Origin of the sequence: Dyadobacter sandarakinus (assembly GCF_016894445.1) — a bacterium.
GTDB lineage: Bacteria > Bacteroidota > Bacteroidia > Cytophagales > Spirosomataceae > Dyadobacter > Dyadobacter sandarakinus.
This window is the reverse complement of the sequence record NZ_CP056775.1, coordinates 1,898,468-1,922,094: the sequence shown is the minus strand read 5'-3', so window position 1 is coordinate 1,922,094 and position 23,627 is coordinate 1,898,468. Positions and strand designations below refer to the sequence as shown.

Below are 23,627 nucleotides of genomic sequence, written 5' to 3'. Positions count from 1 at the left end.
ATCATATACAGCTTTACATCTTGCAAGCAGAAAACTGCTCCTGAACCTGAGCCTGACCCCATGCCGGATGTTGCCGAAACTGTATTTGTGGGTAATTATGATCATAACTTGTACGCACTGGATGCAGCCACGGGAGCGAAGAAATGGGAGTCGGCGACGGGAGGAGAAATTCATTCCAGTCCCACCGTGGCAAATGGGATTGTATATGTGGGGAGTAATGATAAAAAGCTGCATGCCTTTGATGCTGCGACCGGAACGAAAAAATGGGAGTTTTCCACTAACGACATGATTCGTTCAAGCCCGATGGTTGCCAACGGAATGGTTTATATCGGAAGTGATGATGGAAAAGTATACGGAGTAGATGCAGCTACGGGCACCAAAAAATGGGAATTTGCAACGGATGGAGGTGTTTCATCGAGTCCGATGGTGGTGAACGGCGTGGTATACGCAGGAAGCCGGGATAATAATCTTTACGCACTGGATGCAGCCACCGGCGCTAAAAAATGGGCGTTTACAATGGGCTGGTCGAGTACTAATCCGCAAATAAGCCCAACATTTTCCGCTGGTCTCGTGTACTCAGGCGATGGTGAAAAACTTGTAGCCATTGATGCGGCAACCGGCGCAAAAAAATGGGAAGCGCTGAAAGGTTCCGGTGTCGCTTCGTCTCCCACAGTTGCCGACGGTGTGGTATATGCGCTGTCCCGCAGCCGAAAATTGTACGCGGTGGATGCAGTCACCGGATCCATAAAATGGGAATATAACACTTACAACAGCGTTACAAGCCCAACCGTCCGTGATGGAATCGTGTACTTCGCCACCATCGACGATAATAAGCTGAATGCAGTTGACGTGACCACCAGATTGAAAAAGTGGGAATACATGATGTTTCTCATTGTCTTTTCAAGCCCGACCGTGGCCGGTGGTGTCGTATATAATTGCAACTTTCCCGGATTGGTCCTGTATGCACTTGATGCTGCTACGGGCGTCAGAAACTGGCAGTCCTATAATTCAACCAACAGCACTATTTCTTCTCCGTGCGTGCTCATGAAGAGCGGAAAAGTGTATCACTCCGGAATCAGCGGCGCACAAGAATAGTCTGTGATGAGGAATTTGGTTGTTTATGTAAAACCCAAATACAAAAACGCTTGATTCACGCTATTTCTTTTTTCGCTATTTAATAGCAGCTGCCTTCGAATAGCCGAACAAAGTTTAACGGGAATCCAGTTTGAACGTTTCCATATTACTTAAAAGTCTATTAACAAGCCACATACATGTTGCGTATTATGGTTCATTTATAACAGTAATCACATGATATAATCAGGATGGAAAATGCATTAATCATTTTAAACACAGATAAGGTTTTTTACCAAAGCGAAAACGGAAGGACAGACTTTATCACCCTATATATTATGACAGCATGTTAAACTAACGAATAGGACAATTTTCAGTTGCTTTAATCCGTGGAAACCGGGAAATTGCATAGGCAATCTAGTTCCGGTTTTTCGGCTGGGCTCAAACAACCTCCTCTAACTTCATGAATAAAATTTTACGCGTTTTTCTGTTATCCCTTTTTTCATTTTCCGCATTCGCCCAAACTCCCAGCCTGAGCATTATCAGGATCAATTCGGAAAACTATTGCCTCGGCACTGAACTGAGTATAGACGTCGATATCAGGGGTACTTTTCCCGCCGGCAATAAATTTACCGTGGAAGCGTCCCGCTTTGGAAACAACGGAGCCGAACGGTGGGAGTATCCCGCCGAGCTCAGGGGCACCAGGCTGGTCACCATCCTGAAAGACCCGGCACTCGCCAATAGTGAGAACTTTGCACTGAAAATTATCAGCTCCAACCCGAAAACAGAAACGGAGAGCAGCTACCCGATGCGGGCACTGACCAAAGCATCGGTACAGCTCACCTCACGCTGGGGTTTCAGCGCCGACACCGTCAATTCTACCGATCAGGTTTCGCTTTCGCTTATTACTACGCCGCCTTCTCCGGGCAGCGTGACGCTCAGCACCGGGGAGAAGTTTGAGCTCATTTACGCCAGTGGCTGGAATGGACCTTATCCCACGGTGGTGACCCTGCCCAGGACCCGTGCCGGTGTTTATTCCATCAAAGAGGCATCCAATGTCTGCGGACCATTGCCCACAAGTGGTCAGGTAGCATTGAAGGTTAACAATTTTGATTTTATGCCGGTCGCCGTCAGTCCCGGCCAGCCTTGCCTGGGCAGCGAAATCAAGGTCCGGTTCAATACCGACGGCGGAAATTTTAGTCCTGATACCAAATTCAAAATCAGGCTGGCAGGCGATAATATTTACATCGACTCCTACCAATATGTGGACATTCCCGCAACACTGACCGGTAAAAATGAGCTCACTGCGCGCATTCCCGACGAGCTGCCGGGTCAGCTGGTGAACTATGGCACCTACTTTGGCATCGTGACCGAAAGCCCGTCGGCAGTGTCGTTCAACAAGGCACTGGTGGTAAACTTGTCGCCTAAACCTACATTCAGTCTGCAAGCCGAAACTACCGCTATGGATATTGGCGAGGTCATTTACCTGTCCGGAAATCCTACCGGGTTGCCGCCATTCAAGATCACCATGACCAATGGTGAAGTAATGGAATACCAGAAAGCAGTAAGTCCTGAGAAAACGACCAGCTACCAGGTAAAAACATTTGAATCGGGCTGTGGTATCATCCAGAATCCGCCGAATACTCCTGTCACGATCACGGTGAGGCCAAGTCTTGTGCTGGCCGGGCCGACTTCTAGCGTTCCGGTGAGGACCATCTGTGAGGGACAAACAGCGCGGCTTGGTTTTCGGGCCAATGGCGTTTCGGCCCAAACTACTTACATGGTAGCAGCCCAGACGTATTCCGGCAAAAAGATTCGGTTTGCAGCCAGGCTGGCCGGCGATTCACTGGAATTTACGGTACCTAAAAATACGAGCGCAGACCGCGACCTCGATTATGGTGAGATCTGGGGCATAACCGTGGAGTCGGCCAACCCTGCATTGACCTCGCCAAGCATTTCGATGGAATTCCAGAGCCCGCCCGTCATGGTTTTGAGTGCCAACTCGAAACAAAGCGTGCCCTTCCCGTCCAAGATCCGGCTGGATTTTGACGTTTTTGGCGGAGGACCCTATACCCTGGAACAGGCCGACGGATCCAAGGCGACTTACGATTACCGGAACGTATGGTTTGAGCAGTTTGTAAAACGTGACACGACTTTCAGGCTCGTCAAACTGTCTAATTCCTGTTTTTCCAATACGAACCCGCCCACGTTCCCCGTGAAGGTTGCGGATCCGGCAGGTACCACGCCCGCATTGATGGCCAGGCTGATTAAAAAAACGTACTGCTCAGGCGACAGCGTCGAGGTGGAGCTGGCATTCAGCGGCAGGTTCGAGGCCGGAAATGTATTTACATTGTCGTACCTCCGCGACGCCCAGAGCACCACGTACCCGATCCGGAATGTTACCAAGCCGGGTATTTACAAGATAGTTTTACCCAAAAGGGAGGGTGAGGTCTACACCGCAAGCCTGCAACTGGACTCGTCGCTGCCGCGGCTCGTTTCGGAAACCGAGCGATTTGACCTGGGCATTCCTCCACGCAAACCGCAGATTTCACCGGAAACAAGCATGCAGAACCCCACCGTCATGTATCTTGGAGAAGTGCATGCGGTCGTGATTGGCGGAAGTGGCCGGTCAGCAGCCGTTTATTCCATTGACGGCGTAGACAATCGGGTCACCCTGGATCACAATGGGATGTATGAAGTGAATCTGCCTTTACAGCATGAAAAAACAACCGAGTTTAAACTTAAATCCATCACAAATTCCTGTGGTACCTGGAACGGCGAGATCTCGTCCTACTTCCGTGGGATCGCGTACAAGATCGAGCAAAATCCCTCGGAAACTTTCTGGCATTGCGCAGGGTCGGAAGCTCAGGTGAGGTTTGGTTTCGAAAGCGGAGCACCCCGGCCGGGAACAAAATTCACTTTGCAGCTCTCGAAGTCGGGAGAGGCCGGTTCCTATACCGACGTAGCATCGGCGACCGACACCCGGATGATCGGCTTTACGGTGCCTGCATTGCCGGCAGGAAATTATTATGCACGGATTTATTCATCCGATAACATTTATTCAAACGTCAGGAACATCCTGATTGGGGAGGCGCCCACGGCTACACTCAGCGTGACCTACCCGGTGGAGGGGGGCTCAAATGCAACTGTGCCGTATGGTACCCCGGTTGTTTTGACAGCCAACCTGACGGGCAGCGATCCATGGGGAATCCTTTTCAGCGACGGCGTATTGCAGCGGACGACGAGCCGTTACGGCCAGTATGCCCCCACGATCACGGCCCCGCAAACTTTTTCAATCGCGAAAGTCTGGAATTCCTGTGGTTATGGTACCGCATCCGGCACCGTGCAGGTCAGTGTCAAAGCAACGCTGGAGATCAGTAAATTTCCCGCCAATGCTGACCCGGCGGTGTGTCCGGGACAAAAGGTGAATGTCGATTTTGCGTTGAGGGGTGCCAGCCTGCCTGCGGGTACCTACCTGATTTTTTCGGTTGTAAATGAAAAAAATGCTGCTGTAAAACTGGATTCTGTGAACCGGACTTCCGGGCGGATCGAGCTGACGGTACCTGGCAATATCCCGGGTCAGCGGTTTGCGATCAAAGCAGAGATCGTCTCCATGGAAATCTCAAAATCACTGGAGTATCAGCTTTTTGCAACACCCGACATGACGATTTATGGCGATAACACCATTACCGCCGGGGAACCTACGACCTTATTTGTGCGTGCCAATTCTTCATTTGCCTACAATACCGCATTCGAGCTTTCCGACGGCAAAACATACAATCATACCGCGGCCTACCCGGGCGGGATTACCAAAATCATCGTATCACCAGCCGCGACGACCACCTACACTTTAAAGCCTGTCCAGTCCGTCTGCGGCTCGGGCAAAGTTTCGGGATCAGCTACGGTGACGGTCCAGCCCCGCCTGGCGCAATGGATTTCCGTTCGTAGTGTAGAGGGGTTGCGGAGATCAAACGTCTGCAGTGCGGATACGGTACGGATTTATTTTGACTTACAGGGAAACCAGACGAATACAGCCGGCTACGAGGTGCAGCTGTCGGATAGTACGGGTAAAAACTTTGTTTCACTGCCCACCACCGGCCAGTTCTCACCCGTGACGGCGATCATCCCGGCTGGTACCACCGCATCGAACTTTTACCGCATTCGCCTCAATTCTAAGGAACCGAATGTGAGCGGCGGAACCTTTGCCGAGGTCCTGCGGATCGGGGCGCGGGCACGGGGCAAAGTATTGACGCCATCGGTGACCTACCAGCCCGGACAGGTTGTAAATGTGGTGATAGGCCTGGAAGGCAGCAGTCCGGTTTCCTACCGGTTCGGGGACGATAATTTTGTCCGGTACCGTAATGCTGTCAGATCTTCGGATACAATCGCATTGATGCCCGTGAGCCCAGTGGCTACGTACAGGATCTCGGAACTCACTAATGAATGCGGCCCCGGCACCATCGACGAGCCATCGACTTTCCGCATCGAGCTCATCACGGCTGCCGAGCCGGCAGGGGAGCAGATTACCTTCGGCCCCAATCCTGCAAGCCATGCATTGACAATCCGGTTTGAGCATGCCGCGCCGCGCACAATCGAACTGCTGAACGTCGCTGGGCAGCAGGTTTTTTCAGGAAAATATGCTGATAAGACCGTCAACATCGATTTGTCAGCAGTCCCGGCAGGCGTGTACCTCTTACAAGTCAAAAGAAACCGATCCGCGGCCACCTACCGCATTGTGAAATTCTAGAATATCTATCACTACCTCTTCAAAATGAAATTTAAAAGTTTACTGGCCGGGCTATGCCTGCTCGGCTATGTTACCGCTGCGCAGGTGGTAACCCCTCAGATCATCCCGGTTAATTCATACGACAGCAAGCTTTGCGCCAATACCCAGGGCAGGATTCCGGTTCAGGTGATCGGCAGCTTCAATGCCGACAATCGTTTTTATGTCGAACTGCTGTCGTATGATTCCGACCAGCCGCTGGCGCGCTATGAGGCAGTTTTGAAGTACGGTGCCCTGCTTTTCGATATCGGAGGGGATGTAGCGGAGAATTACAACCGGATCAAATACCGCATACTGACCACCAGCCCGGTTTCTCCTGCCAGCATTTATTCCAACAACTGGTTTACCCGTGGCGAGATTTCCCTCGCCCGGCCCGTGGGTACTTCCGACACGCTGAATGCAGGGATGGGGTACACGTTGAATGTAAATATGAACTCCAACAACCCGGTGACCGTCACGCTGAGTGACAGCTCGGTGCAGGAGATTGGCCCCTCGAATTACTACCAGCAGGCGATCAGTCTGGTGGCTTCCAAAACAACTGAAATCTTTATCGTCAGGGCGGTAAACAGTTGCCATGTGCCGGTGCCTTTTTCGGGAAAAGTGCCTGTGGTGGTGAATCCTATTACGATCACCCCGCTGCGGGTGAATAACCTGACGAAGCTGTGCGAAGGCGGGGATATCGAACTGAGTTATGCCGTATCAGGAGGCGCGATCCCGGAGTCGGCCAGGTTCAGGCTGCGTTTTTTCAAACCTTACCCCAATGTCGGCGAGCAGCAGATTTTTGAAGTAACTGCTACTAAGAAATCGGATGGTGTCCTGATAGCCCGTATTCCTGAAAAAATGGTGTCGTACTCAAACACTTTCCATATCGCCGTGCTCGTGGACAAGCCGGGGCTGGTGAGTTCGTATCTCAAATCAGCCACGATCTACGACAAACCGACCGTTTCTTTTCAGAGTCAGAGCGGCTCGGTGCAGATCGGTCAGGCGGTTGATCTCCGGTTTGCCATCGAGGGCCCGGAACCCTATACCATTGAGCTCAATAATGGAAAATCCTACCTCCTCGACGGCAACCGGAACATCAATGTGTATCCCACTCAAACCGAGATATTTTCCATCCGCTCGCTGCGTACTGCCTGTGGCGTGACGACCGATGTGCCGAAGCAAACCGTGGTAGCACGCGTCCCGCCCGGGATTGCGATCCATGCGGCGAGGGAGCAGACGTGGTCAATTTGTGAAAACCAGCGCCTTCGGCTGCCTTTCGTGACCAATGCAGCTCTTACCGCCAGCACGAAAATTATCGTCGAGGGACGTACTTATAAAGACAAACTTTACCAGTTTGAAGGAAAAATAGTCAATGATTCCATCGAGTTTTTGATACCGCATTCACCAGAGACCTGGATCGACGAAGGTTATTTCAACATCAAATATTTCAGGATCCGCACAACCAGTCCCGAGCTGGTGTCCGAGTATGTATCCGGCTTTAATATCAGGGGTATCCCGAGGGTTTCGTACGAATCGCGCCAGGGTGTTATCCTTACCGGAAAGCAATATTATGAGTATGATCTGCATGTTTCCGGCGGCACACCCTATACGGTGACGGACGAGCAGGGATACCGTACTTCGGCCGAATACGTTCCGCTGGGACAAAAGATCTTCGTGCCCGCTACCGGCACCTATGGCCCCAAATCCGTATTCAATGGCTGCTACACCAACAGTGAACCGGCTAAGGTCAGCCTTACAGTCAATGCATACACCAGCCAGCAGCCGGTGATCGTCGTGCACCCGTCTTCGCAAAAATACCTGTGCGGGCCGGACAGTGTGGAAGTGTACTTCGAGGCCTTCGGGAAATTTGCAGCCGGAAATGAATTTCAGATCATCCGGGGAGACAATCCGGGCGCTCCCTGGCTTACAGTGACCAAGCCGGGCCGCTACAAAATACCCGCTTCACTGCTCAACCAGAATGCATATTCAGGTGTCCTGATCAGGTCTACCCAGCCGCAGGTGGAGGCCGGCTCGGAGCTGCCGATCATCTTTGATACCAAGCCGGTTCTGCTGTATCCCGGAGAGCTGGGCGGTCCCGGCGCCGATCGCCCGAGGGTTTTCAACCTGGACGAGCGACCTTACATTTACACGCAGCTCAACAGCTATTCGCCCTACACTGCTGAATATACCGACGGTACGAAAGATTACCACTTCGAACAGGTTTTGCAATATGATGCTTTCCGTCCTGCAATGCCGCGGTCGAAAGTAGTGGCTTTCACGCTCAAATCGCTGACCAATGCCTGCGGTACCACGGAAGTGAACCACACGGTCTACCTGTTCTGGAAAGGGTATAATTTGTCAATGAAATATTTTCCGGATGATAAAGCCTTCTGCGCAGGGCAGGAGCTAGTGGTCGGGTTTGAAGTCAGCGGCGGAGTGGCTCCGGCAGGTACCAGCTATTTGTTGCAGGTCAGCAAGGATGCCAGCACTTACACCACCATCGCGACGAAATCGGTTGTAGAAGATTTCAGATATACCATTCCGGCTTCCATGGAGGGAGAGTATTTTGTACGGATCATGACAGACGCGGGGATCAGCGCGGGGGGTAACAGGATTTATGTAAACAAAATACCCACCGCAACGCTCAGTTCCGATAACCAGTCCAATGCCGAGATCGACTACGGACAACCGGTTTACATCAACTACATCCTGACAGGCGCGGGGCCCTGGGAATTAATCGTAAAAGACCGGGGAGACTTTACAGCGACGACTTCACCGGCTTCGGTATCTTACCAGCTGAGCAAGGGGACGGTTTTTGAGCTGCAATCCGTGAGCAACCAATGCGGTTTTGGCACGGTATCGGGCAGTGTGCCGGTGCGTATCAAGCCGCAAATCGTGACTTTTCAAACTGAGGCAACCAGCCTGTGCAGCGGACAGGGGCTGAACGTTACTTACAAAGTTGCAGGCGATATTCCGCCGGGAGAAAAGATCGTTTTTTTCTTGAAAAACATGAATGATACCCGGTTTGACCTCATGTCGGTAAATGCCGTGTCCGGCACCATGACCATCCCGATGCCTGCGGGACTTCCGGGCGGGTCGTATCAGCTGGTGTGCGGAGTTTCGGGTTCGGAGCTGTCCGAGTCGCGGCTGATTACGCTGCTTTCCACGCCGGATATCGAGCTTACCGGCAACACCACGATCAATGCCGGGGAATCCGCAAACCTGCTTTTCCGGGCGACCAATGAAGGAAATATACCTTTGGATGTGGTCTTGTCCGATGGTACCCGGTTTTCATTTTCGTCCTGGGGAAGCGGTACGGCCTACTATGCATCGGTTAAACCTTCCGTGACGACTACCTATTCGATCCGGTCGGCAACAGGCTCCTGCGGTGCTGCAAAAGTATCCGGCAGTGCCACCGTGACCGTCAACGCGGCCGCAGCCAGAACTGTACGGGTCACCGGATTGAACAAAAGTATGTTGTGCGAAAAGGATACACTGAATGTCTATTTCGTGACCTCGGGTACTTTCTCGCAAAACAACAGTTTTTCGGTCCGGTTCTATGACAGTCAGGGCAAACTCGTGACCACCGTGCCTTCCACCGGCAAGGCTTCGCCGCTGGCAATCGTGGTGCCTTCCGGATTTTTGACCACGGAAACGTACCGCATCCGCATCACTGCGAGCGATGCCAATACCGCTTCGTCCGACTCTCCGGTTGGCCTGGGATCGGGTACCAAGGCGACGGCAGCCTTTGCGGGCAGCGAAGCATTACTGGATGAAAACGGCAATGCTAGGGCAGTGGTACTGCTCACAGGCACAGGGCCGTGGCGGTATGATTATGGGAATGACCTCAGGGCAGTTTCCCGCTATGCGGACCGCTCGCCCGATACCCTGCTCATTTCAAGCAAGGAGCCTTCCGCCTATTTCAAATTGCTGTCGGTGTCCAACGGATGCGGAATTGGTATGGTCACCCAGCCATCGTCGGTGTTGGTGACGGTGATTCTGGGCGCAGAAGAACCGGGAGTGGTTGCAGAGCCAATCACCTTCGGACCCAATCCGACGCGGGAGCGCGTACAGCTGCATTTCAAAACGAGCCACAAGCGTACCCTGACCCTCTACGGCGCGAACGGGCAGGTGATCTGGACAAAAAGCATTACAGCAACCGACGCAGAAGTGGACATGCTGCATCATCCTTCGGGAAGTTATTTGTTAAAAATAGAGCATCCGAAAGGCAAGCAGGTCGTGCGGATTGTGAAAGAGTAGGGAAACAGATGCAGCTTGCTGCATCTGTTTTTTTATAAGCCTAAGTGAATGCGGGGGCTTAGGAAGGGGGAGTTTTTGGAGTCATAGAGCATGACTCCTTTTGTTAATTACCTGTCTAGCTTACTTATTGTCAGAGTGCACTTTGCCCAAGACAGCTACTTTACTATCAACCTGCATCAGCATTTAAAAATAAGGTTATAATCTGATTTGATTAAAACTTTACTAGCTTTGAAAACGAATACATTTGAGTTTGTACACACATTATCGAGCCGCAAACGTGCGGTAATATTCATGAAGATTGTTGAGCTTACCCGTATTATACCTGAAACGCTGTGGGCAGCGCGTTTTGAAGGAAATGAGGAAAACGAATTTGACCGCGCATTTGACTGCTGGAACGATCCGGAGTATTTGGATGCATTTTTTACCACACATCGGCAGGATCTTGTAAAAGATTTTTACGGCTACTGCTCAATAAACCAGGCAATTTCGATCACCCTGTCAGAAGCCGATGCATTTGAAAGGCAATTATTAAGTGTGGCGCAAGGACAGGTTCTGGATAGAAGGTTGGGAGATATTTTCAAGCCGCTTGACAAAACTGAGAGAATTAAAATCGTAAATGAAAAGAGCAAAGCTTATGGAACCGGCGCAAAATCATGGCTCAGAATTTATGCTGTTCGACTTCACTACGAATTTTTTGTAATCTCCGGCAGTGCCATCAAACTGACAAAAACCATGAATGAGCGTGAACATTTGCAGGAGGAACTCAAAAAGCAGGGAGTGCTGGTGAAGTTTTTAAGAGAAATGAATATTGAAACCGTGGAGGATTGGGGATACATTGATTTTGAATGACTATGCAAACAAGAGAAGATATATTGCAAAAATTGGAGTCGGTTACGGCCGCTGAATCCAGCAAATGGAAAGAGCGCGCAGCGCGTAAAGCTGAAAATCCGAAAGCACTTGAAAAGTCGAGGATTATTGCCGTAAATATTCTCGCCCGGTTGAGACACATTGGGATGAGCCAGAAGGATTTAGCAGAGAAATTGCACGTAACACCTCAGACTGTAAATTCCTGGGTGAAAGGAAACAGCAATTTTACGATTGAGACGATTGTACGGATTGAGGAGGTTTTGGGAGTGGAGTTGATTGGGGTTAAGGTGGGTAACTAATTGCGACGCATAATTATTTACCATTAACTACAATTCAAATGCTACCCCTTATAACATGAATGCAACATTACCCTATTAATCGGCTAAATAGAATACAAGGCATTTGGCCGGAAAACAACGTAGGTTTAAATAGATTAAAAAAATTATACTTGCTGCAATACCTTCGGCTCCCATAGCCCACGAATTTTAGAAGCATCAACCCGCTTCCTCGCCTGTGCAAGATCATAGTTTTTCTGTACGGCTAACCAAAACTCTGCGTCCGTGTTAGGGAATGCCGCGCCTAAACGAATTGCCATTTCCGGCGACACCGCAGATTTTCCATTAATAATCGGAGACAACGTTTTATGGGTTGTCCCTAATACTGCGGCAACCTGCTCAACTGTAAATTTTTGCCCTGTTTCCTGATAAATCCAGTCCAGGGTTTCTCGAATAAATCCGCCCGCATGGGCTGGATCAAATAAAGCCATATTATTCCTACTGTTTAATAGTGTGCTATTTCCTGCTATTTCCCAATCAACTGCTCCAACCGCTCCATCATCTCATCCTTCTCCTTCAACATCCGCTCATACAAAGCAATTTTCTCCTCATGAAGCTGCATTAGTTTGTCGACCGGGTTATTGTTGGTTTGGTATATCGCCGATCCATTGTCGAAAGTGTTGGAAATAATATTAATTGCCTGTTGCTCATCAAAATTCCGAATTGCCTCGCCTGGAATCTTCAGAATAGCCGCAACCTGCTCCAAAATCTCTGAATCGATCTTTTCTTGTTGTTCCAAAACGGAAATTCTTTGCTGGTTCCAGTCTTCGCCAAGTTCGAATGCGAGCGCGTCCTGCTTGATCCCCAGCATCTCGCGGAAACGTTTCAAATTGCGGCCTTCGTGAATCTTCGGGTTGGAGGTAGTATGTGTCATGCTGAAATCGGTTTTTGGTTAAAAAGGCAATTTATGGAAATCTGCCGGGATGTTGCCGGATATTTTACAGGCCCCGGGGGTGTAATTTACCTGGCTATGTTTTTGAGACCGGGGCGCAACAATCGGTGCTTTGCAGTCAGCGTAAAGGCAAGGCTTGTACCACACTTAACATGCAACTAAATGAGCACACAACCGCAAACAGACAGTCCACAAGCAGCTGAGCCCGGGGATTCCGCAGCAGCCGACCAGCTTATTCGCACCTACGGCAGCAAGGTCAAAGAGCTTCCCTCGCAAGGTGACGCGTCCCAATGGATTAAAGATCTTTGAGATATGTACACGGGCTCGCTTTTCAGCTAGCAGGCCGGGTATATTGCATATCGCCAGGTAGTGCAGCTTTGCGGTTACTGAGTTTGCGGCAATGCGTCCATAACTGTCGCTTGGTACTTGATTCGCCGATGTAGTTAATCAGGTAGCAGTTCTTGCATTTTTTAATAAAAAGCCAGGTCTGAAACGCTTACGTCCCTGGTTGCAATAATTGCTACTTCTTTGAGGCGGGAAAGGTTCTTTTTCAAATAGATGGGCATATGCATTGTGCCTGCTGGAACAAGCGTCGTGTCGACAATCTTGCCGTCGAGGTCATAAAGAATGATCTTTGCCGCATTGCCTTTTCCAGCTGACTTTTGAATTCCAACCCACACCTGCACAAGCCCCGAATAGTACGAAACGTCAGCGACCAGCACCGACCCGGTGACCATCGTTCCATCCGCTGGATTGATGTCGCCGCATGCCTGCACGTCCGGGGACTCTCCCGCTGTGGCTGGACGAAGCCGGAAACTAATATGATTCAGCGTCACGTCCCTGTCGCAGGAAGGTCGTTGAGTAATCTCAAATATGCTATTCTCAATCATTCCGAAAACAAAACCCGTGTCAGGAATTCTCACACGATTGTCAATTTCAGGTTGAGGCTCAGGTTCAGCTTTCTTTTTGCAGGATAGTGAAAGGAGTAACAGTAAAGAAAAAGCAAGGCTATGAGCAAAGGTCTTCATGGAGATGCGCTGCCAGTTGAGGGTAGGTTGGCTTTTGAGTTTTGAAGGTAAAGAAAGTAAGTATCATTATTAACCAAGCTTAGGTCAATGAATGAGTTCCCGATAGAAATCTCCAATTGATTTAATAACCAGCCCCGGCTGGTCATCCGCGATACTGTGAGAGCTGTCTTCTGCGAGCTGTGGCTTTAAGCTGATCATGTAATACGAGCGCAATAGAATCCCACTGTGATGCATCAAGTCCGCCGCCGCATTCAAAGAGAATAGGTGTGTTTTCTCCCTTGACAATCCTGATGTGGAGTTTTGAATTACTTCCTTCCAAAAGTGTATCTAATACCTGCCGACTGGCATTTCCAGCCATAAAAAATATCGAAGCAAGAACATATCTAAATGTCAGTTTTGAGGAAAAGGAGGTTGAATGCTACATATAAGAAGCAGATCTTTGACAAAATCAAAATTGTAATCAAGCTTTCCTATTCCAATGACAGAACCCGAACTTTTAATACAACAGACAATCAATGCTTACGAATGGACAAACCGGCTGCTTGATGCAGTGCCGGTAGGTAAATGGGATCTCATTCCCGACGTTGTGGATACCAGCATCAACTGGCAGGTAGGGCATTTGATCGTCAGTCACTACTTTCACTCGGTCATGGTCATCAGGGGCCACCAAATGGATGTGCTTCAAAAGCTTCCCATCAAGGAATACAGCGAGCTTTTTACGGTAGCCAATCCCTCTCTTTCGGTAGGAAAGGTAGATCCGGTAAGGTTGTACGAAGCTCTGAAAGTAATGCAGCAAAAGTCTGTCGAGGTGCTGTCCTCCCTGTCAGTTGCGGAGCTCGCCGACCCATTGGAACCCACACCCGTGCCGCATCCCATTGCCACCACAAAATTCGAGGCAATCGATTGGAATATTAAACACACCATGTATCACTGCGGGCAGATTGGAATGATAAGCCGGGTGGTTGAAAAGCGGTATGATTTTGGTCTGAGATTGTCAAAATGATTGAAATCAGAAACCATTGCACTGGTGAAAGCTTGGTGCCCATGATTCTAGTTGCGGCGCCGTTTGTTTCATAGGTATCAAAAAAGGCGATTCGCACGATCGGAGGATCTACTCCGCTGAATGGATCGCCTCTGGGAAAGTCCCAACTAAATTTCCGTAAACAGTTAAATTTACTCATAGGTAATACACATCAGACGGTTTGTTGTTAAATTGGGTCTTGCAGCTTTGTTCTTCCATATCTTCCTCACACAAAGCACATTCGTTCAGGAATTTCTCACTTTTTACCTGATCTGTTCTATGAAAAGGCATGCATTTATCGGAAGTCTCGCAGGGGTTGCTTTATGTCCTGCGGTCGTATGGGGCAAGGTTGCGAGCCTGGCAGCGGAGATTGGAAAAGCTTTTAAAACCAAAGCAGGCGAAGGTCGCAAGTACGGCCACATTCAGTTGAAAGGTGTTAATGCAAATGTGCTTGATATTAAGATTTCCGGCAGCGATACAAATGGCGGGCTGGCGATGTTTGAGCAAACTTCCCTCAGCCAGGGCCGCGGCACTCCGCTGCATGTGCACCCTGCGCAGGACGAAGTTTTTTATGTGATCGAAGGTGCTTACGAGTTTCTGGTAGGCAAAGAAAGGTTCAGCCTTACCGTAGGTGAGAGCATCTTTCTTCCCCGCCAAGTCCCGCACGCCTGGACGCAGGCATCCCCCAAAGGCAAAATGCTGGTCACCCTGCAGCCGGCCGGAAAACTGGAAAACTTCTTCACACAAATGGCAGCTTTGGATCACGAACCCTCGCAGGAAGAAGTCGCCAAAATATTCGAGGCCAATGAAATGAAAGTCGTCGGGCCGCCATTGAAAATATAGCGTGCTTTTCTGAATTTTAGAGGCTTCCGATAGCCTGCTTACCTGTAAATTCAATCTGTCTATGCCTATATTAAAAGATGTACCAACCCTCTACCAATGGGCGGGAGATATGCATACTTTCGAGACCCTGTTTTCCCGTTTTTATGAGAAGGTGTTGCAGGATGAACTATTAGGGGATGTTTTCAAAAATATGTCCCCGGATCATCAGAGGCACGTCGCCCACTTTGTCGCGGAGGTTTTTGGCGGCGAGCAATTGTATACGGGTCGGGATCATGGCAGCCACGCGTCCATGATTGGAAAGCACATCGGGAAAATGCTCACCGAAGAAAAACGGCAGCGCTGGGTGCAACTTCTCTTGCAGACGGCGGACGAAGTAGGGCTTAAAAGCGATCCCGAATTTCGCTCCGCTTTTGTGGGATACATTGAATGGGGCACCAGGTTGGCTGTCATCAATTCACATCTCACCGACAATCCGGTTACAGAAAGCGAACCCATGCCAAAATGGGGCTGGGGCGAAACAGGCGGGCCTTACATAGCTGAATAGCAAGAACCCGGATTTCACGATTTCTCAGCTGCTTGTATCGTGTGTTTTGCTTCGACGCACGGACCTGAAATCCGATATTTCCATTTACAAAGTACCAACTTGAATGTGCTAGTTTTCCTGATCGCAGCTTACGGTCCCGAGCCAATCTTTACTTCACCTGCCTTTTCAGCTCCTCATACCGCTTCCGCAACTTCTCCAATCGTACTTTTTCAGAAGAATGCTTTGCCAGGTTCAGCGTTTCGTGCGGGTCTTTTGCAAGGTCGTAAAGTTCCTCGTATCCGTGCTCGGTATACAGCATGTATTTCAAATCTGATGTCACTACGCCTTCTACTTTTGGCAGACGAGGGCTGCCCAGGTAGGTGTGCTCGTAAAAGAAATCCCGGCGGGCTGGTCGCTTTTTTTGCTCGACGGCCAGAAGATCGTAACCCTGCATGGAATCTGGCGGGTGGATGCCGGCCAGGGAAAGCAGGGTAGGTGCAATGTCAATGTTCAATGCAAGCTGCCTGGACGAAATACCCTGCAAGCTTTTCGGCATCGCGCCGCCGGAAATGATCAGCGGAACACGGATCGATTCTTCAAAACCAAACCATTTACCCTCCAAACCATGCTCACCAAGCAAAAAACCATTGTCACCCATGAAAACGATGAGCGTGTTCTTGTCAATGTCTAGCTTTTTGAGCTGAGCAACTAGGCTTCCTACCACTTCGTCCACACCGGTGATGAGGCGGTAGTAATCACGGGTGGTTTGCTGCCGTAGTTCGGGCGTCGACAGCAATAGTTTCCACCGGTCACGGCCGATGTTCTGGTCGGTGCGGAAGAATGCAGGGAGGCTGTTCCAGTATGGCGGCCCGGCAGTCAGCGGATCGGTTGACCAGCTCGTATGGCGGCTGACTTTCCTTTTTCGCTGCCCAGTAGTCAAACAGCGTATCCGGCTGGTTCTTCACCCCAATCCCGAATTTTCCGATAAAACCAATCTTGTAACCTGCTTTTTTCAGCAAAGCGGGATAAGTCTGAGCAAGCGCATCCGGTTTGAAATCCGTATCGAAATCATTGATACCATGCCGCGACATGTATTGTCCGCTCAGCAAACTGGCACGGCTCACCATGCATATTGCTGTGGTTACGTGCGCATTACGGAACAAAATTCCCCGTTTCGCCAGTGCATCGAGATGTGGGGTCTGGATAATTTTGTTACCCATCGCGCCGAGCGCGTCCCACCGATGGTCATCGGTCAGCAGGAAGATGATATTGGGCTTTCTGGAACCCTGCGCGAAGGCGGTGTGCGTGAGCGCGAGTGCCAGCGCGATGATGGTAATCAGGATCTTTTGCATATTATAAACCATTGACACCTGAGCATTCTTGCCGTACGTACAAAAGCCACAGGCCCTTTCAGATCTCTCACATCAGTGAACTCTTTTGTACGAATGCTGCGGTACTCTTCGCTGAGCTTGTCTGATGAGCTGGATGAATTTAAATTAAAGACCAACATTTAGTCGTCGCCATTTCGGGCAGACTTTCAAAATTAACCGGAGTGTCAGTCAATCTTTGGAAAACTTCTGATTTCTCCATTTAACCGCGGAAACGATTCCAGGTAGTCTCCATCGCCGGTTTCGCGCGGGTCTTTCGTCGCCAGCTGATAGTCTTTCAGTTGCTTCCTCAGCTTCCCGAGCTGGCCGGCTACGCTTTTGTCATTTACCAGATTTTTCAAACAACCCGGATCTTTAACAATGTCGTAAAATTCTTCCTTAGGCCGCTTGTCGGTCGCCAGGTGAAAGTATGTTTCTTTACTTTTGAGATCAACCACCACCAGGGAAGGCAGTCGTCTTTCCCGTTTTTCTATACCCGGTTTTTTGAATTTACATTACATCGATTAAGAAGGCTGTAACTGCTACTTCAGCAGTCACGGGAAATGCCGGACAACCATCATAATTTGACTTGAATGAACAGAAGAACATTTACCAGGCAGACGGCTGGTATTTGGGCCGCTTTGTTATTATCGCAGGTTGAACCTGCCGATCCGAAGCTGATCGTTACCGAAATCCTGATCCATGAAGTGAAAGTGAATGCGCGCGGCAACTGGCATTTTGTGGAACTGAAAACCAATAAAGGGCTGACCGGGCTGGGAGAGGCGTCCCACGGTTCGCGGTGAAAGACGGACCGGGACAGCTGCACCAGGAGATCAGGCGTATTTTCGAGCTTGTGAAAGGCGAGTCGCCATTCCATATCGAGCAGTTTTGGCAGCGCGGATTGAAGTCGGCGGCGGAGAGCGGAAAAGCCTCGATTACGGCATTCAGCGCGATCGAGCATGCATTATGGGATTTGAAAGGGAAGGCGCTGGGTGTGCCGGTGCACGATCTGCTTGGTGGAAAGCTGCGGGATAAACTGAAAGTATACGCCAACATCAACCGAGCCATCAATGCCCGAGATGCAAATGGCCGCAGGCTGATCCCGGATTTTCAGCGCAATGCGGAAAATGCATTGAAAAGCGGCTTTAGAGCGGTAAAACCGGCACCTTTTGATGATATGAAACCGCTGAAATCCAGCAGTGAAATCCAGGTTGAGTCTGACATTGACTATGCGATACAAACAATCGAGGCAGTGCGTGCGGAGCTGCTGTCGCCCGACGAGCATTTCGACGAGGGCTACATCCACGTTCCCGACGCACCCGGGCTCGGGTACCAGCTTAATCCGGCAATTCCGAGCAAATACCGCATCTAGCAAAACACATTTTGTATGAAAATTTTTACCAAAAGAATACTGATCGGTCTCACCATTTTGCAGGCTGCCTGCTATGGATTTACCGCTTCGGAAATCAGCGTGACGAGTGAAAAGCAGCATGCCGCGAAGCCTAACATTCTCTTCATTTTCGCGGATGACTTGCGGGCGGATGCATTGGGATATGCCGGTAACACAATCATCCAGACCCCAAATATTGACCAGCTTGCCGCTTCGGGGACGCATTTCAAAAATTGTTACGTGATGGGCGGGCATCATGGTGCCATTTGCGCGCCCAGCCGCGCCATGCTCATGAGCGGGAAAAGTCTTTTTCACGTGTACGACAAACTGGATGGCGTGCACACCATGCCGCAGCATTTTGCCGAAAACGGTTATGAAACATTCGGTACGGGAAAATGGCATAACGGAGCCGAAACCTTTGAAGCTTCATTTCAAAAGGGTAAAACCATTATGCTGGGTGGCATGAGCGATCACTTTAAAGTGCCTGTGTGTGATCTGGATGCAAACAGAAAGCTTGGCAAACCGGTTGTGAAAGGTTTTTCGACCGATATTTTCACGGAATCGGCGCTTTCCTATCTGGACGAGTATGCAAAAGGAAGCAGGAAAAACCCGTTTTTCTGCTACGTCGCCTACACGGCACCTCACGATCCGCGCTCTCCCCGGGAGGATTACATTGGTAAATACCCGGAGAAGGATATTCCGCTGCCCGGCAACTACAAGCCTGTGCACCCGTTTGATTTCGGCGATGCGCAGGTGCGGGACGAAAACCTGGCTCCGTGGCCACGTACTCCGGAAATTATCAAAGCTACCTTATCAGATTATTATGGACTGATCTCGCATCTGGATGCGCGCATCGGGGATCTGATCCAATCGCTGAAAGAGAAGGGGCTTTATGAAAATACGATCATCGTTTTCGCCGCCGATAATGGACTTGCGGTAGGCAGTCACGGGCTGCTTGGCAAGCAAAGTCTGTACGAGCACAGCATGAAGGTACCCTTGATCCTGACCGGCCCGGGTATTCCCAAAAACAGCGCTACCGACGCACTGGTGTATCTTTTCGATATTTTTCCCACACTGACCACCGTGGCCTGCCTGCCTGAGCCGGAGAGGATTGATGGTAAAAATCTTTCTGATGTAATTAGCGGGAAGTCTGCGCAGGTGCGTGAAAGTAGCTTTACCGCCTACCGCCACCTCGTACGCGCTGTGCGAGATCAGGAATGGAAACTGATCCGCTATCCGAACCGGGATTATACCCAACTATTTAACCTCAAAAAAGACCCGCTCGAACTCGAAAACCTGGCGGGAAAACCGGCATACCGGAAGCAAGAGGAAAGGCTGAAAAAGCGGTTGATCCGGTGGCAGCAGCAAACAGGCGATACAGTTGCCTACACGGCAAAAACCATTTTGCCAATGCAATATAAACCGGAGCAATTTGAGCGGACCATGGACCAGCAGCAGCCAGTTTACACCCAGAAAAAGTATTGGGATAAACGTTGAAAAAAAGCTCTTCCAAATAGCAATTCTATTTATAAACCATCCGGTGATGGCAAGCAGTCCTACCAAGCGCTAAAAACCTGAGCCATGAACGAATCTGTTATAAAAATACACGATGGTGAAGGCCATTAAAAAGATTAAAATCGTTGATACGAGGGTATAGATACGACTAACACGCTCGATGCTTAATTTGAGATTCGGTCTGAACAATCTGAATGCAAACAGGCAGCCGTTGGACACTGTGACAATTACAAAGCAGTAAAAAGTATCATCTTTAAATTTTTCGAAACTGATTTCAGGTGATTTGGTTAAAACAAAACTAAAAAGCCCGATATACATCAGGATACACGCGATCATCAGATTAGCATATTGCTGCCGGAATCCGGGTAAGAATATGCCTCCTGCTGCCATGCATGTACCAAGCGCAAAAATTAAAGCGATGTAATTCAAATCAAATTCATAATTCAGCAGGGTAATGAATGCAAGTATTGGCTTACAGGCTATTCCTATTGCATATTGGATATTTGCGTCTGTTTTCATCGTGGAATATACAGTATTTATCCTGCTGTTGTACGGCAAATTATATGTCATTTCAAATATATTAAACAGCACTTATTATGCTGCTTTTTATTATTTATCACCTTTATCAATCACAGGTATATTAGATTAAATGCGCTGAGTTCTTTGGCTTAAACAACTATCTGTCAAGGAATTTCGCTGCTATATGAAATCAAAACTACTTCGGCAGCATGTGACCTGGATCCATGCATTTTGTGTATTGGCAGTTTCCTTTGTCCAACTTCCCGCCAGGCTCTCGGCACAGCCGGCCATTGAATGGGACAAGACCTTCGGAGGAAGTTCAAGCGACAATATCGCCTGCGTCAAACCTACGGCAGACGGCGGGTACATTGCAGCAGGATCGTCTGCTTCCATGGCAGATGGTGATAAATCCAGGGGGTCGTGGGGCGGCTTTGATTTCTGGGTTGTCAAACTTGCAGCCGATGGGACCAAGGAGTGGGACAGAACTTACGGTGGCCAGATGGACGACCAGCTTGTCCAGGTTTTCCAGACGTCCGATGGCGGTTATATGCTGGCAGGACATTCTAAATCCGATGCTTACGCTGAGAAGGGAGCCGACGACCAAATCGCCGGCGGAGGCAGCCGGGGCGACTTTTGGTTAGTCAAAATTGACGCAACCGGAAGCAAAAATTGGGACAAGACTATAGGCGGCACCAGTGACGACATACTGGAAGATGCCAAACAAACTGCCGACGGTGGCTATATCCTGGCCGGTTCGTCCACTTCGGGAGCAGGCGCCGACAAAACACAACCTTCTGCGGGCCTTCAGGATTTCTGGCTTGTACGGGTAGATGCAAAAGGAAACATAATCTGGGACCGGACCATCGGCAGCGGCAGCTCCGACCGCAATGCAAACATTGCCGTCACCGCGGATGGCGGCTACATCCTGGGTGGTGGCGTTAAATCAGAAGATGAAGCTAATGCGAGGGCGTTTGCAGCCAGGATGTCTGAGGATGGAACCGTTTTGTGGAGCCGCGACTTGGGTGTGCCCAACAGTGAGGTCTGGGATATGATTGCAACCAGCGATGGCGGGTACGCGGCGGCTGTCAGTGAATTGGTAGGAGAGTTTAACCGGCCTTTTTCGCTGCTCAAAATGGATGGGAGCGGCACGCAAACGTGGCGGAAAACATACACTGGAGGGTTGACAGCTTATCCGTTACCCGATGTGGCGATGTCGACGGTCAGGGAAACGGCAGATGGCGGCTTTTTGATGGGCGGGTTCTCTAATGAGGCAGCCGGGAACGACAAGTCGGAATACCCCAAGGGCAGGCTGGATGTGTGGATCGTCAAGGCAGATGCAAATGGTGCCTGGCAGTGGGATAAAACCATCGGGGGACACATGGTTGATCATCTCATCGCATTTGAAGCTACGCCGGACGGAGGCTATATTCTTGCGGCCAATTCATATTCGAGTACGGGAGAAGACAAGTCTGAACCCAACCGTGCCGGTGAAGACTACTGGCTGGTGAAGCTGGCACCGCAGACACCTGATACCCGGCTTAGGTTTTCGGCTTCAAGCCTTGACCTGTCTGTGGTGCAGGATTCTGTTGCTGAACCTGGATCTGTCAAGCTGATTACCAACTCAGGTACGCCTGATGTGACGCTTACGGCATCGCCCAATGTTTCCTGGCTGATCCCGCCCACCGGGGCCGGCCGCTTGCAGATCGGAGTGGATGCGGCAGGATTGCTCCCGGGGACCTATCAGACGACGCTGATTGCGAGTGCACCAGGCTATACCGGCGATACGCTCCTGATCCATTTAAACATAAAATCAGCAGATGCGCCCGTCACAATCCGGATTGATGCCGGGGGCGACGGATTTACGACGGCCGACGGGCGCGTATTCAGCCGGGACCGGTTTTACCACGGAACAGATCGTGTGTACCGGGCCGAGGATACGCAGGAAATTCAGTATACAGCGGACGATGTGCTGTATTGGTCTGAGCGCAGCGCCGACGCTTTTCAATACGATATTCCGGTCACAAACGGCAGCTATATGGTGGTGCTGCACTTTGCCGAAATCTGGTTCGGCTCTCCCATTGCAAGGCCGGCGCGACCGGGTCTGCGGATGTTTCATGTAGATGTCGAAGGTGAGCGAAAGCTTACAGACTATGATCCGTATGCGAAAGCCAACGGAAACTTTACTGCCCTGGAAGAGGCATTTCCGGTCGATATTACAGACGGCATGATCAATGTAGATTTTATTACCGGGAGTGCTAACTGGCCTACCGTGGCTGCCATTGAGATTGTTCCGCAGGATGAGTATTTCAAAACAGTATTGACACTGCCTGTGGCGGCAGATGCCTACGTGCACACCCATTTTCCGGATCAGAATTTTGGTACAGACCCCGAGCTGATTGTAAAAGCCGGCGGGGATAATATCAGCAGAAATACTTACCTGAAATTTGATCTGCGCCCTTTCCAGTACATTACCTCTGCCAGGTTGCGGATTTACGGTGCCAATGTGGAAACGACCATGAACGTAGGCACGGCGGTGCACGGCGTCGAAGATGATGCATGGACTGAAACAGGAATTACCTTCAGCAATGCTCCTGTCGGCAGCCGTCGCGAACTCACCTATACAACGATCAATCACCTGCTCGCGTACCGTGAATTTGACTTGACAGAATTTGTGCAGAATCAGGTCATGAACGATAAGGTAGTCAGTCTGCTCGTGAAAAATCCGACATCCGCGAATAAGAAGCTGGGTTTTCACAGCAAGGAAAATGTATCAGGGCTTGCCCCTGAATTGGTAGTCACATCCAATAAACCGGTCGTCAGTATGGCCCGGAAATCAGCCGCACCATTTGCTTTGCAAAATGCATGGCAAAAAGAGGATGGAAGCTCCGTAATTTTCCCGAACCCCGTCAGAAAAGCATTCAGATTCAAGCTTTCCAGCAAGCACGAAGGCGATGTTTCTATGCGGTTAATTGATCAGGCGGGAACAGTGTATGATGTACAAAAGCTGAGCCCGTCTGCCGGCCATGAAGTAGTCGACATTACCAGGGCTGCATTAAAGCCTGGCATTTACCTGCTGAAAATCCAATCCCACGCTTCCACGGAAATGGTTAGGGTTGTCATAACAGAGTAAGGGGACTTCGATTTTCATTTTGCATTGGAAAGGATAAAATTGCGTCTCGATTCAGACAACTTCGTTCAGGAATATCACTCTGTGACTTAATTGTTTGTAAA

Annotated in this window: 20 protein-coding genes; 13 read left to right on the top strand and 7 right to left on the bottom strand. The window is 50.0% G+C overall.

The features are described from left to right. The first annotated feature begins 60 nt into the window (after nt 1-60). The 5 genes from HWI92_RS07580 (at nt 61) to HWI92_RS07560 (ending at nt 11,262) form a co-directional block, all read left to right on the top strand. The gene (locus HWI92_RS07580; RefSeq protein WP_204662334.1) at nt 61-1,095 is read left to right on the top strand and encodes an outer membrane protein assembly factor BamB family protein; all 1,035 of its coding nucleotides are present in this window, start codon (nt 61-63) and stop codon (nt 1,093-1,095) included. 439 nt (nt 1,096-1,534) lie between these two features. Continuing rightward, a complete protein-coding gene (locus HWI92_RS07575) occupies nt 1,535-5,818 on the top strand; it encodes a T9SS type A sorting domain-containing protein (protein ID WP_204662332.1) in 4,284 nt (1,427 codons plus the stop codon). A gap of 24 nt (nt 5,819-5,842) precedes the next feature. Then, the gene (locus HWI92_RS07570) at nt 5,843-10,096 is read left to right on the top strand and encodes a T9SS type A sorting domain-containing protein (protein WP_204662330.1); all 4,254 of its coding nucleotides are present in this window, start codon (nt 5,843-5,845) and stop codon (nt 10,094-10,096) included. 291 nt (nt 10,097-10,387) lie between these two features. Beyond that, nucleotides 10,388-10,945, top strand: coding sequence for a hypothetical protein (locus HWI92_RS07565; protein ID WP_204662328.1), 558 nt, complete (start codon nt 10,388-10,390; stop codon nt 10,943-10,945). Between the two features lie 2 nt (nt 10,946-10,947). Next, the gene (locus HWI92_RS07560; protein WP_204662325.1) at nt 10,948-11,262 is read left to right on the top strand and encodes a helix-turn-helix transcriptional regulator; all 315 of its coding nucleotides are present in this window, start codon (nt 10,948-10,950) and stop codon (nt 11,260-11,262) included. 143 nt (nt 11,263-11,405) lie between these two features. Here HWI92_RS07560 and HWI92_RS07555 read toward each other — a convergent pair whose 3' ends face one another. Together HWI92_RS07555 and HWI92_RS07550 are read right to left on the bottom strand one after the other, a co-directional pair. After that, entirely contained in the window at nt 11,406-11,729 is a 324-nt protein-coding gene (locus HWI92_RS07555; protein ID WP_204662322.1) for a HigA family addiction module antitoxin, read from the bottom strand. Nucleotides 11,730-11,764: 35 nt separating this feature from the next. Further along, a complete protein-coding gene (locus tag HWI92_RS07550) occupies nt 11,765-12,172 on the bottom strand; it encodes a helix-turn-helix domain-containing protein (protein ID WP_204662318.1) in 408 nt (135 codons plus the stop codon). 180 nt (nt 12,173-12,352) lie between these two features. Here HWI92_RS07550 and HWI92_RS07545 point away from each other — a divergent pair, with 180 nt between their 5' ends. Continuing rightward, nucleotides 12,353-12,499 (top strand): hypothetical protein, encoded by a 147-nt coding sequence (locus HWI92_RS07545; RefSeq protein WP_204662315.1) that lies wholly within the window; start codon nt 12,353-12,355, stop codon nt 12,497-12,499. A gap of 161 nt (nt 12,500-12,660) precedes the next feature. Here HWI92_RS07545 and HWI92_RS07540 read toward each other — a convergent pair whose 3' ends face one another. After that, nucleotides 12,661-13,218 (bottom strand): hypothetical protein, encoded by a 558-nt coding sequence (locus HWI92_RS07540; protein ID WP_204662312.1) that lies wholly within the window; start codon nt 13,216-13,218, stop codon nt 12,661-12,663. Between the two features lie 478 nt (nt 13,219-13,696). On the opposite strand from HWI92_RS07540, the gene HWI92_RS07535 reads away from it, so the two are divergent. The 3 genes from HWI92_RS07535 (at nt 13,697) to HWI92_RS07525 (ending at nt 15,626) form a co-directional block, all read left to right on the top strand. Further along, the gene (locus tag HWI92_RS07535; RefSeq protein ID WP_204662309.1) at nt 13,697-14,221 is read left to right on the top strand and encodes a DinB family protein; all 525 of its coding nucleotides are present in this window, start codon (nt 13,697-13,699) and stop codon (nt 14,219-14,221) included. Nucleotides 14,222-14,518: 297 nt separating this feature from the next. Beyond that, complete coding sequence (locus HWI92_RS07530) at nt 14,519-15,082, top strand: cupin domain-containing protein (RefSeq protein ID WP_204662306.1); 564 nt, start codon at nt 14,519-14,521, stop codon at nt 15,080-15,082. A gap of 61 nt (nt 15,083-15,143) precedes the next feature. After that, on the top strand, nt 15,144-15,626 hold the full coding sequence (locus HWI92_RS07525) for a group II truncated hemoglobin (RefSeq protein ID WP_204662303.1): 483 nt from the start codon (nt 15,144-15,146) through the stop codon (nt 15,624-15,626). Nucleotides 15,627-15,774: 148 nt separating this feature from the next. On the opposite strand, the gene HWI92_RS07520 is transcribed toward HWI92_RS07525, so the two are convergent. The 3 genes from HWI92_RS07520 to HWI92_RS07515 all read right to left on the bottom strand — a co-directional run bounded on the left by HWI92_RS07520 (nt 15,775) and on the right by HWI92_RS07515 (nt 17,430). Beyond that, entirely contained in the window at nt 15,775-16,425 is a 651-nt protein-coding gene (locus HWI92_RS07520; protein WP_374757893.1) for a sulfatase/phosphatase domain-containing protein, read from the bottom strand. Next, nucleotides 16,415-16,957 carry a sulfatase-like hydrolase/transferase gene (locus HWI92_RS25260; protein ID WP_229249091.1) on the bottom strand — a complete coding sequence of 181 codons (543 nt, stop codon included), beginning with the start codon at nt 16,955-16,957 and terminating at the stop codon, nt 16,415-16,417. The genes HWI92_RS07520 and HWI92_RS25260 overlap by 11 nt, the downstream gene beginning before the upstream one ends. 203 nt (nt 16,958-17,160) lie before the next feature. Beyond that, on the bottom strand, nt 17,161-17,430 hold the full coding sequence (locus HWI92_RS07515; protein ID WP_204662297.1) for a hypothetical protein: 270 nt from the start codon (nt 17,428-17,430) through the stop codon (nt 17,161-17,163). 135 nt (nt 17,431-17,565) lie between these two features. Here HWI92_RS07515 and HWI92_RS07510 point away from each other — a divergent pair, with 135 nt between their 5' ends. The 3 genes from HWI92_RS07510 to HWI92_RS07500 are packed head-to-tail and all read left to right on the top strand — an operon-like array spanning nt 17,566 to nt 19,859. Beyond that, nucleotides 17,566-17,775 carry a hypothetical protein gene (locus tag HWI92_RS07510; protein ID WP_204662293.1) on the top strand — a complete coding sequence of 70 codons (210 nt, stop codon included), beginning with the start codon at nt 17,566-17,568 and terminating at the stop codon, nt 17,773-17,775. Continuing rightward, on the top strand, nt 17,772-18,344 hold the full coding sequence (locus HWI92_RS07505; protein ID WP_204662290.1) for an enolase-like domain-containing protein: 573 nt from the start codon (nt 17,772-17,774) through the stop codon (nt 18,342-18,344). Before HWI92_RS07510 ends, HWI92_RS07505 begins: the two co-directional genes overlap by 4 nt. Before the next feature lie 15 nt (nt 18,345-18,359). Continuing rightward, nucleotides 18,360-19,859, top strand: coding sequence for a sulfatase family protein (locus HWI92_RS07500; protein ID WP_204662287.1), 1,500 nt, complete (start codon nt 18,360-18,362; stop codon nt 19,857-19,859). A gap of 69 nt (nt 19,860-19,928) precedes the next feature. Here the strand turns inward: HWI92_RS07500 and HWI92_RS07495 are convergent, their stop codons facing one another. Continuing rightward, on the bottom strand, nt 19,929-20,396 hold the full coding sequence (locus HWI92_RS07495; RefSeq protein ID WP_204662284.1) for a hypothetical protein: 468 nt from the start codon (nt 20,394-20,396) through the stop codon (nt 19,929-19,931). A 184-nt stretch (nt 20,397-20,580) separates the two neighbouring features. Here HWI92_RS07495 and HWI92_RS07490 point away from each other — a divergent pair, with 184 nt between their 5' ends. Continuing rightward, nucleotides 20,581-23,526 (top strand): CBM96 family carbohydrate-binding protein, encoded by a 2,946-nt coding sequence (locus HWI92_RS07490; protein WP_204662281.1) that lies wholly within the window; start codon nt 20,581-20,583, stop codon nt 23,524-23,526. Nucleotides 23,527-23,627: the final 101 nt, after the last annotated feature.

Coding starts and splice junctions, on each gene's coding strand:
- HWI92_RS07580 (WP_204662334.1), top strand. CDS start 61: ATGCCGGATGTTGCCGAAACTGTATTTGTGGGTAATTATGATCATAAC.
- HWI92_RS07575 (WP_204662332.1), top strand. CDS start 1,535: ATGAATAAAATTTTACGCGTTTTTCTGTTATCCCTTTTTTCATTTTCC.
- HWI92_RS07570 (WP_204662330.1), top strand. CDS start 5,843: ATGAAATTTAAAAGTTTACTGGCCGGGCTATGCCTGCTCGGCTATGTT.
- HWI92_RS07565 (WP_204662328.1), top strand. CDS start 10,388: ATGAAGATTGTTGAGCTTACCCGTATTATACCTGAAACGCTGTGGGCA.
- HWI92_RS07560 (WP_204662325.1), top strand. CDS start 10,948: ATGCAAACAAGAGAAGATATATTGCAAAAATTGGAGTCGGTTACGGCC.
- HWI92_RS07555 (WP_204662322.1), bottom strand. CDS start 11,729: ATGGCTTTATTTGATCCAGCCCATGCGGGCGGATTTATTCGAGAAACC.
- HWI92_RS07550 (WP_204662318.1), bottom strand. CDS start 12,172: ATGACACATACTACCTCCAACCCGAAGATTCACGAAGGCCGCAATTTG.
- HWI92_RS07545 (WP_204662315.1), top strand. CDS start 12,353: ATGAGCACACAACCGCAAACAGACAGTCCACAAGCAGCTGAGCCCGGG.
- HWI92_RS07540 (WP_204662312.1), bottom strand. CDS start 13,218: ATGAAGACCTTTGCTCATAGCCTTGCTTTTTCTTTACTGTTACTCCTT.
- HWI92_RS07535 (WP_204662309.1), top strand. CDS start 13,697: ATGACAGAACCCGAACTTTTAATACAACAGACAATCAATGCTTACGAA.
- HWI92_RS07530 (WP_204662306.1), top strand. CDS start 14,519: ATGAAAAGGCATGCATTTATCGGAAGTCTCGCAGGGGTTGCTTTATGT.
- HWI92_RS07525 (WP_204662303.1), top strand. CDS start 15,144: ATGCCTATATTAAAAGATGTACCAACCCTCTACCAATGGGCGGGAGAT.
- HWI92_RS25260 (WP_229249091.1), bottom strand. CDS start 16,957: ATGCAAAAGATCCTGATTACCATCATCGCGCTGGCACTCGCGCTCACG.
- HWI92_RS07510 (WP_204662293.1), top strand. CDS start 17,566: ATGAACAGAAGAACATTTACCAGGCAGACGGCTGGTATTTGGGCCGCT.
- HWI92_RS07500 (WP_204662287.1), top strand. CDS start 18,360: ATGAAAATTTTTACCAAAAGAATACTGATCGGTCTCACCATTTTGCAG.
- HWI92_RS07495 (WP_204662284.1), bottom strand. CDS start 20,396: ATGAAAACAGACGCAAATATCCAATATGCAATAGGAATAGCCTGTAAG.
- HWI92_RS07490 (WP_204662281.1), top strand. CDS start 20,581: ATGAAATCAAAACTACTTCGGCAGCATGTGACCTGGATCCATGCATTT.